At 71.5% G+C, this 14,117-nt stretch carries 12 protein-coding genes; 3 read left to right on the top strand and 9 right to left on the bottom strand.

Annotated features, from left to right (window positions below; all coding sequences use genetic code 11):
* Positions 1-2: 2 nt before the first annotated feature.
* The 4 genes from ACU6WZ_RS17055 to rsmI form a co-directional block, all read right to left on the bottom strand.
* Complete coding sequence (locus ACU6WZ_RS17055) at positions 3-1,214, bottom strand: resuscitation-promoting factor (protein ID WP_447028906.1); 1,212 nt, start codon at positions 1,212-1,214, stop codon at positions 3-5.
* 212 nt (positions 1,215-1,426) lie between these two features.
* Positions 1,427-2,296 carry a TatD family hydrolase gene (locus ACU6WZ_RS17050; RefSeq protein WP_447028905.1) on the bottom strand — a complete coding sequence of 290 codons (870 nt, stop codon included), beginning with the start codon at positions 2,294-2,296 and terminating at the stop codon, positions 1,427-1,429.
* A gap of 33 nt (positions 2,297-2,329) precedes the next feature.
* On the bottom strand, positions 2,330-2,764 hold the full coding sequence (locus tag ACU6WZ_RS17045) for a hypothetical protein (RefSeq protein ID WP_447028904.1): 435 nt from the start codon (positions 2,762-2,764) through the stop codon (positions 2,330-2,332).
* Positions 2,765-2,829: 65 nt separating this feature from the next.
* Positions 2,830-3,720: a 16S rRNA (cytidine(1402)-2'-O)-methyltransferase gene (gene rsmI / locus ACU6WZ_RS17040; protein ID WP_447028903.1), complete on the bottom strand. Its 891-nt coding sequence runs from the start codon at positions 3,718-3,720 to the stop codon at positions 2,830-2,832.
* A gap of 61 nt (positions 3,721-3,781) precedes the next feature.
* Here rsmI and ACU6WZ_RS17035 point away from each other — a divergent pair, with 61 nt between their 5' ends.
* Both ACU6WZ_RS17035 and ACU6WZ_RS17030 read left to right on the top strand, forming a co-directional pair.
* Positions 3,782-5,503, top strand: coding sequence for a dolichyl-phosphate-mannose--protein mannosyltransferase (locus ACU6WZ_RS17035; protein WP_447028902.1), 1,722 nt, complete (start codon positions 3,782-3,784; stop codon positions 5,501-5,503).
* 156 nt (positions 5,504-5,659) lie between these two features.
* The gene (locus ACU6WZ_RS17030) at positions 5,660-7,282 is read left to right on the top strand and encodes a penicillin-binding transpeptidase domain-containing protein (RefSeq protein WP_447028901.1); all 1,623 of its coding nucleotides are present in this window, start codon (positions 5,660-5,662) and stop codon (positions 7,280-7,282) included.
* 29 nt (positions 7,283-7,311) lie between these two features.
* On the opposite strand, the gene ACU6WZ_RS17025 is transcribed toward ACU6WZ_RS17030, so the two are convergent.
* The 4 genes from ACU6WZ_RS17025 to ACU6WZ_RS17010 all read right to left on the bottom strand — a co-directional run bounded on the left by ACU6WZ_RS17025 (position 7,312) and on the right by ACU6WZ_RS17010 (position 11,216).
* Positions 7,312-8,469, bottom strand: a complete 1,158-nt coding sequence (locus tag ACU6WZ_RS17025; RefSeq protein WP_447034088.1) for a serine hydrolase domain-containing protein — start codon at positions 8,467-8,469, stop codon at positions 7,312-7,314.
* Between the two features lie 95 nt (positions 8,470-8,564).
* On the bottom strand, positions 8,565-9,383 hold the full coding sequence (locus ACU6WZ_RS17020; protein WP_447028900.1) for an energy-coupling factor ABC transporter ATP-binding protein: 819 nt from the start codon (positions 9,381-9,383) through the stop codon (positions 8,565-8,567).
* Complete coding sequence (cbiQ, locus tag ACU6WZ_RS17015) at positions 9,371-10,132, bottom strand: cobalt ECF transporter T component CbiQ (protein ID WP_447028899.1); 762 nt, start codon at positions 10,130-10,132, stop codon at positions 9,371-9,373. Before cbiQ ends, ACU6WZ_RS17020 begins: the two co-directional genes overlap by 13 nt.
* 1 nt (position 10,133) lies before the next feature.
* A complete protein-coding gene (locus ACU6WZ_RS17010; RefSeq protein ID WP_447028898.1) occupies positions 10,134-11,216 on the bottom strand; it encodes an energy-coupling factor ABC transporter permease in 1,083 nt (360 codons plus the stop codon).
* Positions 11,217-11,370: 154 nt separating this feature from the next.
* On the opposite strand from ACU6WZ_RS17010, the gene ACU6WZ_RS17005 reads away from it, so the two are divergent.
* Positions 11,371-11,808: an SsgA family sporulation/cell division regulator gene (locus ACU6WZ_RS17005; protein ID WP_447028897.1), complete on the top strand. Its 438-nt coding sequence runs from the start codon at positions 11,371-11,373 to the stop codon at positions 11,806-11,808.
* Here the strand turns inward: ACU6WZ_RS17005 and ACU6WZ_RS17000 are convergent.
* Entirely contained in the window at positions 11,805-14,006 is a 2,202-nt protein-coding gene (locus ACU6WZ_RS17000; RefSeq protein ID WP_447028896.1) for an MMPL family transporter, read from the bottom strand. The genes ACU6WZ_RS17005 and ACU6WZ_RS17000 overlap by 4 nt on opposite strands.
* Positions 14,007-14,117: the final 111 nt, after the last annotated feature.

The following is a 14,117-nucleotide window of genomic DNA, read 5'->3' as shown; positions in this document are numbered from 1 at the left end:
GATCAGCCGCGCAGCCGGCTTCCGCAGTGCGGCCACGGGCTCGCTCCGCGCTGGATGTACAGCTTCTTCGCCCGGTCGGTCTGCTCGGCGGCGCTCGCGTCCTGCGGCCGGCCGCTGCCGCCCAGCGACTGCCAGGTCTGGGTGTCGAACTGGTAGAGCCCGCCATAGGTCCCGCTGGGATCCACCGCGCCGGGGCGGCCGCCCGACTCGCACCGCGCGAGGGCGGCCCAGTCAAGTCCGTCGCGGCCGGCGGCGGCGACCGCGACCGGCTTCGCCTTCGTGCCGACCTTGACGCGCCGCGTGACCGGCTCCCGGGCGATCTCGTCGCCGATCTTTCGCGGCCTCTGCCGGACGCCGTTGACGGTCCGCACGGCATACGTGATCCGCCTCGCCCCGGGTGCGCCCGCCCGCTCGACCACCTCCGTGCCCCGGAACAGCGAAGGGTCCTCGGTCCGTTCGACGGCGAACGGGACGATCTCCTCGCGCACCTCCGTCGTGCCCTTGATCCGCATCACGGTGACCGTCTGGCCGTCGCGCGGGAAGCCGGCGGCCGGGACGGAGATGGTGTCCTGGCCATGCAGGGTGATGCCGGTCTCCTCCAGTGCCTCCCGTACGGTCGCGGCGTTCGTACGGATGGTGCGCTCGCGCCCGTCCGCCATGAAGGTCACGGTCCGCTCGGTGCGCACGTCCAGGGCGAGACCGGAGCGCCCGATCGTGCGGGAGCGCGAGGCCGAGAGGTACGCGCCGTCCGCGCGCACCCCGAGCTGGCGCAACGCGCCGTCGACGGTGCCGGCGGTGGTCCACACCTGGCGCCGCTTGCCGTCCAGGGTGAGCGTCACGGGACGGCCGTAGCGCACCACGACCTCGTCGCCGCCGGCCAGTGTGGCGCCGGGGGCGGGTGCGACGAGGTCGTGGGGGCCCACTTCGACGCCCTCGTCCGCCAGGAGTTCGCCGACGTCGTCGGCGAAGGTGTGCATGGTGCGGGGCACGCCGTCGACGCTGAGCTTGACCGCCTTGTCGTTGGCGACGAACGCCGAGGTGCCGCCCGCCAGGAACGCGACGACGAGCGCCTGCGGCAGCAGCCGGCGCAGCGACTCGGGGCGCTCGGCGCCCTTGCGCCGCCGGCCCGCCCGCCGGGTCCCCGCCCGGCGGCCGCCGGAACCCTGGCGGGGGACCACCGGCACCACCGACACCACCGGAACCACAGGCACCATTGGCGCCTGTGGAACCACCGGAACCGGCGGTTCCACAGGCTCGACGCGCTCATGGAGTTGACTGCCCTGCGAATTGCTCACGACGCTCCAGAAGTCCGGTCAGCCCCCATGACGCTGCGGGCCGGGACACTAGCGGAGCTGTCATCACTCTCCAAAGCCATACGAACACGGAGCGTCGCGGCGTTGTCCTCGCGTCACCCCGCGCGCCGGACTCAGTAGTCGAACGCCCGTGCCGTATTCGCCGCGAGCGCCGTCGCCAGGGCGTCCTCCTCCATGCCCCGCACCGCCGCCATCGCACGCACCGTGACCGGAATGAGATAGGGCGCGTTGGGCCGTCCGCGGTACGGCGCGGGGGTGAGGAACGGCGCGTCCGTCTCGACGAGCACCAGTTCCAGCGGCGCGACGGCGAGCGCGTCCCGCAGCGGCTGCGCGTTCTTGAAGGTCATGTTTCCGGCGAAGGACATGAAGTAGCCCGCCCGGCCGCAGATTTCGGCCATGGCGGCGTCACCGGAGTAGCAGTGGAAGACGGTGCGTTCCGGGGCGCCCTCCTCGTCGAGGACGCGCAGCACATCCGCGTGCGCCTCGCGATCGTGGATGACGAGCGCCTTGCCGTGCCGCTTGGCGATCTCGATGTGGGCGCGGAAGGACCGTTCCTGGGCGGCCATCCCCTCGGGTCCCGTACGGAAGTAGTCGAGGCCGGTCTCGCCGACGCCCCGTACGTGCGCCAGGGCGGCCAGCCGGTCGATTTCGGCGAGGGCTTCGTCCAGCGCCTCGTCCCCACCCGCGACCCGCGCGCCCTGCCGCGACCAGCCGTCCGGGTCACCGAGGACGATGCGGGGGGCCTCGTTGGGGTGCAGGGCCACGGTGGCGTGCACGTTCGGGTGCGCCGCCGCGGTTTCGGCGGCCCAGCGGGAGCCCGACACGTCGCAGCCCACCTGGACGACGGTGGTGACACCGACCGAGGCCGCCTTGGCCAGGGCCTCATCGACGGTGCCGTCCTGCATGTCCAGGTGGGTGTGCGAATCGGCGACCGCCACCCGCAGGGGCTCGGGCAACGGCGGTGGTGCGTCCTTGGGGCTCATGGTCACGATCGTACGAAAGCGGGCCCGCCCCGTTCACTTCCGGTGCTGGAAGGGGTGCAGCAGGTCCGAGAGATGCCGTTGGTGGTCCGCCGGTACGTTCCCGGGAACCTCACCCGCGACCTCGGGGGCCGTTCCCGTGACCGCCCCCGCACCGCCGTGGCTTCCCCCTGCCGCACCGACAGGCTCCTCGCCGGCCGCCGCCCGCAGGACCTCCTGGACCGAGGAGACCTGCCCCGCCCGCATGATCCGCACCACGTGTCCGCCGCAGTTCAGGCAGGTGGGGCGGGACAGCGGTGAGGGGATCCGTTCTCCGTCGGCCGTGTACGTGACGAATTCGCGGCCCATGCCGTCGATGTGGTGATGGATCTCGTACGACTGCTCCCAGCCGTGGCCGCACCTCATGCAGGCGAAGGAGTACGCCTCGTGAACGGTGGTCCCTGCGCCGGCGGTGCCCGCGATCTCGCTCATGGCAGCTCCTTGCCCGTGGGAAGCCCGTGGGAGAAGGCCCGGTGCGCGGTAAAGCGCTGTGCTTTTTACGATAGTCCTTCGGTGCCCCCGGAGCCCGTCCGTGCCGCGTTCTTCGCCGCGACGACCGCGTCGAACACCTCCCGCTTGGGCAGCCCCGCCTCGGCGGCGACCGCGGCGATGGCCTCCTTGCGCCGTTCCCCCGCCTCCTCGCGGACCTGGACCCTGCGCACCAGCTCCGCCGGGTCGAGGTCCGCGGGCCCGCTCTCGGGTGCGCCCTCGACGACGACGGTGATCTCTCCGCGTACGCCGTCGGCCGCCCACTCGGCGAGCTCCTTCAGCGGGCCGCGCCTGACCTCCTCGTACGTCTTCGTCAGCTCGCGGCACACGGCGGCCCTGCGCTCGTCCCCGAAAACCTCGGCCATCGCGGCGAGGGTGTCGTCGAGCCGGTGCGGGGCCTCGAAGAAGACCATCGTCCGCCGCTCCCCGGCGACGTCACGCAGTTTGCCCAGCCGCTCGCCCGCCTTGCGCGGCAGGAAGCCCTCGAAGCAGAACCGGTCGACGGGCAGTCCTGACAGGGCCAGCGCCGTCAGTACGGCCGACGGGCCCGGCACCGCGGTGACCCTGATGTCCTTCTCGACGGCCGCCGCGACCAGCCGGTAGCCGGGGTCGGACACCGACGGCATGCCCGCGTCGGTGACCAGCAGCACCCGGGCGCCGCCCGCCAGCGCTTCGACGAGTTCGGGCGTACGGGCGGCTTCGTTGCCCTCGAAGTACGACACGACACGCCCCGTCGTCTGCACGCCGAGCGCCTGGGTCAGGCGGCGCAGGCGCCGGGTGTCCTCGGCGGCCACGACATCGGCCGTGGCGAGTTCGGCGGCGAGGCGGGGCGGCGCGTCGGCGACATCGCCGATGGGGGTCCCCGCGAGTACGAGCGTTCCAGTCGTTCCAGTAGTCACAGGAACCATCCTCCCAGGGCGCGCACACCACACGCACAGATGTGTTCCCTACGATGGCGCGGTGACCAGTACCGCGTCAGAAGCCCAGCAGGGCCGCGCCCCCGGGGAAGGGCCGCCGCCGTGGCAGCAGCGGCTGCGGCGGTACGGCTACGCGCCGAGGCCCGTCACCGGCCTGCGCGAACGGCTGGTGCCGCCGTACAGCACGCCCGGCAGCCAGATCTTCCGCGTGCTCGGGGTGCCCCCCGTCCCCGCGCTGAACCTGGTGCGCTGGGCGGCGTGGGGCGGCCCCCTGCTGATCGCGCTGGTCGCCGGGGTGCTGCGCTTCTGGCACCTGGGCGAGCCCGACGCGGTGATATTCGACGAGACGTACTACGCGAAGGACGCCTGGGCGCTCATCCACCAGGGGTATGAGGGCCAGTGGCCCAAGGACATCGACAAGTCGGTACTCGACGACCCGTCACGGGTGGACGTACCGACCGATCCCGGGTACGTCGTGCACCCGCCGGTCGGCAAGTGGGTCATCGGCATCGGCATGCAGCTGTTCGGCTTCACGCCGTTCGGCTGGCGTTTCATGGTGTGCGTGCTCGGCACGCTGTCGGTGCTGATGCTGTGCCGGATCGGCCGCCGGCTCTTCCGGTCGACGTTCCTGGGATGCCTGGCGGGCGCGCTGCTCGCCGTGGACGGCCTGCACTTCGTGATGAGCCGCACGGCGCTGCTCGACATGGTGCTGATGTTCTTCGTCCTGGCCGCCTTCGGCTGCCTGCTGATCGACCGGGACCGGACACGCGGCCGGCTCGCGCAGGCGCTCCCGCACGACGACGAGGGCGTACTGCGGCCGGACGCCGACATCGCGGAGCGGCTGCGGCTCGGATGGCGGCCCTGGCGGATCGCGGCGGGCGTGTGCCTGGGGCTGGCGTTCGCCACCAAGTGGAACGGGCTCTACATCCTGGCGGCGTTCGGCCTGCTGACGGTCCTGTGGGACGTGGGCACACGGCGCACGGCGGGGGCTCGGCGCCCGTACACGGCGGTGCTGAGGTGCGACATCCTGCCGGCGTTCGTCTCGACGGTCGTTGTCACGTTCGCGACGTACGTCGTCTCCTGGACGGGCTGGATCGTCACCGGCAGGGGCTACTACCGGGACTGGGCGCAGGGCGCGGGCCGGGGCGGCGACTGGACGTGGCTGCCGGACTGGCTGCGCAGCCTGTGGCACTACGAGAGCGAGGTCTACAGCTTCCACGTCGACCTGACATCCGGCCACACCTACCAGTCGAACCCGTGGAGCTGGCTCGTCCTGGGCCGCCCGGTGTCGTACTTCTACGAGTCCCCGAAGCCCGGCAAGGAGGGCTGCCCGGCGAGCGAGACCACCGAGTGCGCCCAGGAGGTGCTGGCCCTCGGCACCCCGCTGCTGTGGTGGACGGCCTGCTTCGCGGTGCTGTACGTCCTGTGGCGCTGGGCGTTCCGGCGCGACTGGCGGGCGGGCGCGATCGCGTGCGGCATCGCGGCGGGCTGGGTGCCCTGGTTCTTCTACCAGGAGCGGACGATCTTCCTCTTCTACGCCGTCGTCTTCCTGCCGTTCCTGTGCCTGGCGGTGGCGATGATGATCGGTGCGATGCTCGGCCCACCGGGCTCGCACGAACGGCGGCGGGCGATCGGGGCGGTCGGCGGGGGCATTCTGGTCCTGCTGATCATCTGGAACTTCATCTACTTCTGGCCCATCTACACCGGCCAGACCATCCCCATAGACGAATGGCGCGACCGCATCTGGCTCGACACCTGGGTGTGAGCGCCGCGCGTGCCGGGCGGTGGCCGCCAGGGCTATCCCGGTCTTGTAACGGTCACCGCGGGTGTCAGAGCCGTCCCGTACAGTGCGGTACAGCGGTACAGCACTTCCTGAACCCGTTCAGTTCAGGGAGTACTCCTGGGGAGGGGACTGCACAGCATGCGCAGCGGAGCGAAGGTGACCATCGTTGGCGGGGTGTTCCTGGTCGCGGCCGGAGGCGTGAGTTACGGCGCGTACTCCGTAGTCAGCGGCGGGGACGACGGGGGCGCTGCAGACACCAGGTCCGTGGCCGCGGAGCGCAGGAGCGGGCCGCCGAGCGCGGAGGAGATCGCGCAGGCCTCGAAGGACTTCCTCGCCGCCTGGGCCAAGGGTGACGCCCGCGCGGCCGGTGAGCTGACCAACAACGCCGCCGCCGCGCAGCCCGCGTTGTTCGCGTACCGCGAGAAGGCACACATCAGCAAGGTGAAGCTGACGCCCGGCACGGCTGCCGGGGCGAAGGTGCCGTTCACCGCCGACGCCACGGTGACGTACCGGGGCAGGAGCAAGCCCTTCAGCTACGAGTCGGAGCTGACGGTCGTACGCGGGCTGACCTCGGGCAAGGCGCTGGTCGACTGGAAGTCGCCCATCGTGCACCCGGAGCTGAAGGACGGCGAGACGCTGAAGACGGGCCAGGCCTCCGCCCCGCCCATCCGGGCCGTCGACCGCGACGGCACGGAGCTGACCGCGGCGAAGCACCCGTCGCTGCGCCCCGTACTGGACCAGCTGCGGGAGAAGTACGGACAGCAGGCGGGCGGCGAGCCGGGCGTGGAGCTGGCCGTCGAGCGCGCCGGCGCACCCGCCCGCACGCTCCTCACCGTCACCAAGGGCAAGCCGGGCAGGTTGCCGACGACGCTGGACGCGGGGATGCAGGCGGCCGCCGAGAAGGCGGTGAAGCAGTACGGCGAATCGTCGGTCGCGGCGGTCAAGCCGAGCACGGGTGAGATCCTGGCGATCGCCAACAACCGCGCGGACGGCCACAACGCGGCGGTGCTCGGCACCCAGGCGCCCGGCTCCACCATGAAGATCGTGACGGCGGCGATGCTGCTGGAGAAGGGCCTGGTCGCCGCGAACCGTCCGGTCGAGTGCGAGAAGACCGTGCTGTACCAGGGCCGGACCTTCCACAACCTGGACCACTTCGAGATACCGAACGGCACCTTCGCCACCAGTTTCGCCCGCTCCTGCAACACCGCCTTCATCAAGCAGATCGACAACACGAAGGACGACGCGGCGCTGCCGAAGACTGCGCGCGAGGTGTTCGGCATCGGTCTCGACTGGCAGTCGGGGATCACCACGTACGACGGTTCGGTGCCGGAGGCCACCGGTGGCGAGGCGGCGGCGCAGTACATCGGGCAGGGCCCGATCCAGATGAACGCGCTCACCATGGCGTCCATCACCGCCACGGCCAAGGCGGGCGCGTTCAAGCAGCCGATCGTCGTGGGGCGTTCGCTGGACGAACGCCAGCTGGCCAACCCGACCCGTTCACTCTCCCCGGGCGTGCACAGCCAGTTGCTCGCCATGATGCGGCAGACGGCGGTCTCGGGCACGGGTGCGGCGGCGATGGCGTCGGTCGGCGGCGACAAGGGCGCCAAGACCGGTTCGGCGGAGGTCGACGGGCAGGGCGACTCCAACAGCTGGTTCGCCGGCTTCAGCGACGACGTGGCAGCCGCCGCGTCCGTGGAGTCCGGCGGCCACGGCGGCGACGCCGCGGGCCCGCTGGTGGCGGCGGTGCTCCGCGCGGGCTGACGGCCGGCAGAACAGTCCGGGTGGCCCGATCACACGGCCGAACGCACGGCCCTGACCAGTGCCTGGGCGCGCGGGTCGGCGGTGACGCCCTGCTGGAGCCCGTTGGTCACGTATCCGAAGGCGATCCCCGACTCCGGATCGGCGAAGCCGAGCGAGCCGCCCCGTCCCGGGTGGCCGAACGAGCCGGGGGCGAGCAGCGGGGCCGCGGAGCCGTGCAGCATGAAGCCGAGCCCGAAGCGGGTGTTGACGACCAGGACCCGGTCGGGGCCGGCGGATTCCTCGGTCCGGGCCAAGGTCAGCGTCGCCGGGGCGAACAGGCGGTGCCCGTCGACCTCGCCGATCATCGCGGCGTACACCCGCGCGAGGGCGCGGGCGGTGGATATGCCGCCCGATGCGGGGAGTTCGGCGGCACGGTAGGCGGGGTCGTTCTCGTCGGGCGGCGGGTCGATCGCGCCGAACGCGCGCCGGGTGAGCGAGCCGGGGTCCCGGTAGGCCTCGCTCACGCTCCGCTTGGGCCGCACGCGCAGCACGCCGCTGCCGGCGGGCGGCGCCTCGACGGGCCCGACCCGGCCCACCCGGTGGGCTTCGTCGGCGGGCAGCCCTATCCAGAAGTCGAGTCCGAGCGGCCGGGCGATCTCCTCGGCGACCCACCGTCCGATGGTGCGCCCGGTGACCCGCTTCACGAGTTCGCCGATCAGCCAGCTGTACGTCTGCGCGTGGTACCCGTGGTCGGTGCCGGGCTCCCAGACGGGGGCCTGCGCGGCGACGGCGCGCGGTCCCGACACCCCGTCGACGGCCTCGGTGGGAGTCAACGGCCGCTCGAACAGCGGCACACCGGCCCGGTGGGACAGCAGGTGGCGGACGAGGACACGCTCCTTGCCGTTCGCCTTGAAATCGGGCCAGTACGTGCCGACGGACGCGTCCAGGTCGATCTGCCCGCGCTGGTGCAGCAGCAACGGCACGGCGGCGGCGACGCCCTTGGTGGCCGACCGTACGACCTGGGCGGTGTCGACCGCCCACGGCTCGGCGCCGTCGACATCGCGGGTGCCGGCCCACAGGTCGACGACCTTGCGGCCGTGGCGGTAGACGGCCACGGCGGCGCCGTGTTCGCCGCGCTCCGTGAAGTTGCGTACGAATGCGGCCTCGACCGGCTCGAAGCCGGCCTCGACCGTGCCTTGCACGTCCACCCCTGCGCTCGTACTCATGCCCCCCATGGTGCACGGCCCTGCCGGGTGGGGCGGCGGGGGGTCTTTATCCCCCGGACGCCCTGCGGGCGTCGTCCTCAGACGCCGGACGGGCTTGTTCGTGCCGGGTCGAAGCCGAACGGCAGTTCCAGCCGGTGGGCCCGCATCAAGTCCTCGTCCACGAGCAGATCCCGCGTCCGCCCGTCCGCCACCAGCACGCCCCCACTCAGGATCACCGCCCGAGGACACAGCTCCAGCGCGTACGGCAGATCGTGCGTCACCATCAGCACAGTAATGTCCAACGCCCGCAGAATGTCCGCCAGTTCGCGCCGCGAGGCCGGGTCCAGGTTGGACGACGGCTCGTCCAGTACCAGGATCTCCGGCTCCATCACCAGCACGGTCGCCACCGCCACCCGCCGCCGCTGCCCGAAGGACAGGTGGTGCGGCGGCCGGTCGGCGTACGCCGCCATGCCGACCCGCTCCAGCGCCGCCATGACGCACGTCTCCAACCGCTCGCCCCGCACCCCCGCCGCCGCCGGCCCGAACGCCACGTCCTCGCGCACCGTCGGCATGAAGAGCTGGTCGTCGGGGTCCTGGAAGACGATGCCGACCCGGCGCCGGATCTCCGCGAGGTGCCGTTTGCCGACGGGCAGCCCGGCCACCGTCACCGAACCGGCGCCGGCCGTGAGAATGCCGTTCAGGTGCAGTACGAGCGTGGTCTTGCCGGCACCGTTCGGCCCGAGCAGCGCCACGCGCTCGCCGCGCGCCACGCTCAGGTCGACGCCGAAGAGGGCCTGGTGCCCGTCGGGGTAGGCGTACGCCAGCCCGGACACGTCCAGCGAGGGAACAAGGGGGTCAGAGGGGGCAGAGGGCTCAGGGGGAACACAGGGAACAGGCGTATCGGTCACAGCGACCATCCCAGCAGACACACGGCCAGCGCCGACACCGGGAGGGCCGCGGCGTACGACCACTGCCTCCGCGTCGCCGTCACCTCGTCGATCACCGGCATGGTGCCGGCGTACCCCCTGCTGATCATCGCCAGATGCACGCGTTCGCCTCTCTCGTACGAGCGGATGAACAGCGCACCCGCCGTCTTGCCCAGCGCCCCCCAGTGACGCACCCCCCGCGCCTCGAAGCCGCGCGAGCGGCGGGCGATGGACATCCGCCTCATCTCGTCGGTGATCACATCGCCGTACCGGATCATGAAGGAGGCGATCTGTACGAGCATCGGCGGGAGCTTCAGCCGCTGGAGCCCCAGCAGCAGGGACCGCAGCTCGGTGGTCGAGGCGAGCAGTACGGAGGCGGCGACCCCCAGCGTCCCCTTGGCCAGGACGTTCCAGGCACCCCACAGACCCGAGACGCTCAGCGACATGCCGAGCACCTCCACCCGCTCGCCCTCGGCCACGAACGGCATCAGCACGGCGAAGGCGACGAAGGGGACCTCGATCAGCATCCGCTTGAGCAGATAGCCCGCCGGGACGCGGGAGGCGTACGCGACTGCGCCGAGCAGGCCGGCGTACGCCGCGAACGCCCAGACCGCCTCGCGCGGTGTGGACACGACGACGAGCACGAAGCAGAAGACGGCGGCGAGTTTGCAGTGTGGCGGCAGGGCGTGGACGGCCGTGTGCCCGTGCCGGTAGAGCTTGTGGGCGTGGCCCGCGCCCACCTCAGACCGCTTCCATCGACTGCGCGTCCGCCGGTCCGGCGGTCTCGGCCTGCGTCTGGTCGCGCCGGCGCCGGACCGTCCAGAAGATGCCGGTGCCGACGACGACGGTCGTGCCGACGCCGATCACCCCGGCGAGACCCCCGGAGACGCGGCCGTCGCTGATGTTCTTGACGCCGTAGTCGGCGAGCGGGGAGCCGGCTGCGGCGTGGTCCTCGACGTTCTTGTCGAAGCCCTTGTCGGCCGCGACCTTCTCCAGCCCGTCGGGGCTGGCGGAAGCGTAGAACGAGACGAACCCGGCGATGACGAGGGCGGCGGCGAGCCCGCTGCCCCACACCCTGCGCGTCGAGCCGGTGGACCGGGCCGCGACCGGCTCCTGGGCCGGCCCGGTGGGCGCCGCGTCGACCAGCTCACCGCCGACCAGCAGCTTGAGCGGGGCGGCGAGCCCGCGCGCCCCGTGCACCAGGTCGGGCCGTACGGCGATGACGGCGCCGACGGTCAGGGCGGTGATCGCGGCCTCGCCGATGCCGATGAGGAAGTGAACACCGACCATCGCGGTCAGCACCTTGCCGATCGGCACCTGCGTGGTGCCGCCGACGGCGTAGAGCAGCGTGAAGGCGGCGGCCGAAGCCGGCACGGACACCAGGGCGGCGACGAACGCGGAGACGGTGACCGAGCGCCTCCCGCGGGGCAGGACCAGCACGAGGCCGCGGAAGAGTCCGTACGCGACGACGACGGTGACCATGCCCATGACGGTGATGTTCACGCCGAGCGCGGTGAGACCGCCGTCCGCGAAGAGGATGCCCTGCATCAGGAGCACGACGGCGATGCACAGCACCCCGGTGAACGGCCCCACCAGGATGGCGGCGAGCGCACCACCGAGCAGATGCCCGCTCGTACCGGCGGCGACGGGGAAGTTCAGCATCTGTACGGCGAAGATGAAAGCGGCGACGAGACCGGCCAGCGGGGCCGTCCGCTCGTCCAGTTCGCGCCGCGCTCCGCGCAGGCTGACGGCGACCGCGCCCACCGCGACGACACCCGCCGCGACCGAAACAGGTGTGTTGATGAATCCGTCGGGGACATGCATGGAGAGGCTCCGCTTCCTGCGGGGTGGGTAACCGTTCGATGATGCCCTTGTTGCGAAGAGGTCGCAAGAGCGCACGGGTCACAGCTGGACCGAGCCTCACGCCGGAAATGTGGGACATTAAATGACAAACAAGACAAACTTCAGGAGCCGCCCGATGTACGCCGTCATTGAGGACCACGCACGGGCCAGGCTCATCACCGACGCCGCCCTGACCCGCGCCGTCGCCGTCGCCCTGCGCTACGACCCGGCGGACGACCCGCCCGCCGTGCGGCTCGTCTTCCCGCCGGGCATCTCCCCGGACGGCACCGAGAACGAGTGGGTCTTCGCCCGCGCGGTTCTGGAGACCGGCATCCGAAGCCCCGTCGAGACCGCCGCCGGCGATGTGCGGGTCTGGCCGTGCGGCAGGGTGCAGACGGTACTGGAGCTGCACTCGCCGCAGGGCGTGGCCGTCCTCCAGTTCGACCGGGCCCCGCTGCTGCGCTTCCTGCGCCGTACCCACGCGGCCGAGGAGCCCATCCCCGAACGCGCCGAGGGCCCCTCCGGTCCGAAGACCAGAGGGGCCCCAGCAGTCAGTCCCAACACACCCAGCTAGGCCCGCACAAGCTCCCGCTCGTCCTCGGACGGGGCGTCACCCAGTGCCTTGCGCAGCTGCTCGCCCTCGACGTCGACGTTCGGCAGCGCCTTGTCCAGCCAGCGCGGCAGCCACCACGCGGCCTTGCCGAGCAGCGCCAGTACGGCCGGCACGATCGCCATCCGCACCACGAACGCGTCGAAGAACACCGCGATGGCTAGCCCGAACCCGATCATCTTGACCATGGCCTCGCTCGACCCGATGAAGCCCGCGAAGACGGCCATCATGATCACGGCTGCGGCCGTGACGACCCGGGCGCCGTGCCGGAAGCCGGTGACGATGGCCTGCCCCGGCCGCTCCCCGTGGACGTACGCCTCACGCATGCGCGTCACCAGGAAGACCTCGTAGTCCATGGCGAGACCGAAGACGACGCCCACCATGAAGATCGGCATCATCGACATCACGGGCCCGGTCTGCTCGACGCCGAACAGGGCGGCGAGCCAGCCCCATTGGAAGACCGCGACGACCGCGCCCAGCGCCGCCACCACGGACAGCAGGAACCCGAGCGCCGCCTTCAGCGGCACCAGCACCGACCGGAAGACGAGCATCAGCAGCAGGAACGCGAGCCCGACCACCAGAGCCAGGTAGGGCAGCAGCGCGTCGTTCATCTTCTGCGAGAAGTCGATGTTCATCGCCGTGGCGCCGGTGACCAGCACCTCGGCGCCCGTGTCGGACCGGAGTTCGGCCCGTCCGTCACGGATGGAACGGACCAGCTCCTCCGTCCCTTCGGAACTGGGCCGGTCCTTGGGCACCACGGTGATCAGCGAAGCGTCACCGGCCTTGTTGAACTGCCCCGGGACCGTCGCGGCGACGCCGTCCAACTTCCCGACTTTGGCCGCGACCTCACGGACCGCGCCCTTCGCGTCGTCCGCACCCTTGACGTCGACGACCAGCATCAACGGCCCGTTGGAGCCGGGCCCGAAGCCCTCGGAGACAAGGTCGTACGCCTTGCGCTGAGTGGTGCTGACCGGCTGCGAACCGTCGTCCGGCAGCCCCATCTCCAGCGACCCCGCGGGTACGGCGATGATGCCGAGCCCGACCACGGCGGTCACCAGCACGGCCACCGGCCGCCGCAGCACGAACCGGGCCCAGCGCGTCCCCATGTTCGGCTTGCCAGGACCCGCGTCGGCCGCCTGCCGACGCGCCTTGCGGCCCATGATCCGCTCCCCGGCGAACCCGAGCAGCGCGGGCACCAGGGTGAGAGCGATCAGAACGGCGATCACAACAGTGCCGGCGGCGGCGAAGCCCATCTTGCTGAGCATCGGAATGTTGACGACGGCCAGCCCGACGAGGGCGATCACCACCGTCAGCCCGGCGAAGACGACAGCGGACCCGGCGGTCCCGACGGCACGCCCCGCCGCGTCCTCGCGCTCACGCCCCTCGGCGAGTTCGGCGCGGTAGCGGGAGACGATGAACAGCGCGTAGTCGATGCCGACGGCGAGACCGATCATCATCGCCAGCGTCGAAGTGGTGGACCCCAGATCCAGCACGTTCGCCAGCGCGGCGATGGTCGAAACGCCGATCCCGACGCCCACGATCGCGGTCACGAGCGGCAGCCCCGCAGCGATCAGCGACCCGAAGGTGATCACCAGCACGACCGCGGCGACACCCACGCCGATGATCTCGCCGGCCCCGGTCTCGGGCACGGCCTGCAGCGCGTCACCGCCGATCTCGACGCTCAGCCCGCTCTCGCGCGCCTCGTCACCGGCCTCGGTGAGGGCCTCGCGCGTCTTGTCGGTCAGCTCCATCCCGCTGACCTTGTACGAGACCTGGGTGTACGCGATCCTGCCGTCCCGGCTGACGGCCTTGCCGGCGTACGGATCGACGACCGAGGCAACCTGGTCGGACCCGGACCTGAGCTCACCGACGACCTTCTCCACAGCACCGCGATGGTCCTCGTCGGTCATCCGCTCCCCCTCGGGAGCCTTGAACACGACACGGGCGGTGGCACCGTCCGCGGCGGCGCCCGGGAAGCGCTCGTCGAGCAGATCGAAAGCCTTCTGGGCCTCGGTCCCCGGTATGGAGAAGGAACTGGACGTAGCAGTGGAAGCCGAGGCGGCGCCGACGCCGGCGAGCACCAGCAGCGCCACCCAGGCGAGGGCGACGAAGGGGCGGCGGCGGAAGGCGAACCGGCCCAGCTTGTAAAGGAATGTGGCCACGAGGGCGTACTCCCGGTCAGGTCGTTGAAGACGTACAGGGCAGGGGTGACCAGCCCGACGACAAGAGCGGTGTGCGTCAGGTGGAGTCAGATCGCGGGCGGGGAGACCCAC

It is taken from the genome of Streptomyces hypolithicus (genome assembly GCF_052934925.1).
Note: the sequence above shows the minus strand (reverse complement) of the source record. Positions and strands in the feature narration are given on the sequence as shown.

Bases quoted from the DNA above. Each gene is read 5' to 3' on its own strand.
- ACU6WZ_RS17055 (WP_447028906.1), bottom strand. From the start codon at position 1,214: ATGGTGCCTGTGGTTCCGGTGGTGTCGGTGGTGCCGGTGGTCCCCCGC.
- ACU6WZ_RS17050 (WP_447028905.1), bottom strand. From the start codon at position 2,296: ATGAGCCCCAAGGACGCACCACCGCCGTTGCCCGAGCCCCTGCGGGTG.
- ACU6WZ_RS17045 (WP_447028904.1), bottom strand. From the start codon at position 2,764: ATGAGCGAGATCGCGGGCACCGCCGGCGCAGGGACCACCGTTCACGAG.
- ACU6WZ_RS17030 (WP_447028901.1), top strand. From the start codon at position 5,660: ATGCGCAGCGGAGCGAAGGTGACCATCGTTGGCGGGGTGTTCCTGGTC.
- ACU6WZ_RS17020 (WP_447028900.1), bottom strand. From the start codon at position 9,383: ATGGTCGCTGTGACCGATACGCCTGTTCCCTGTGTTCCCCCTGAGCCC.
- ACU6WZ_RS17010 (WP_447028898.1), bottom strand. From the start codon at position 11,216: ATGCATGTCCCCGACGGATTCATCAACACACCTGTTTCGGTCGCGGCG.
- ACU6WZ_RS17005 (WP_447028897.1), top strand. From the start codon at position 11,371: ATGTACGCCGTCATTGAGGACCACGCACGGGCCAGGCTCATCACCGAC.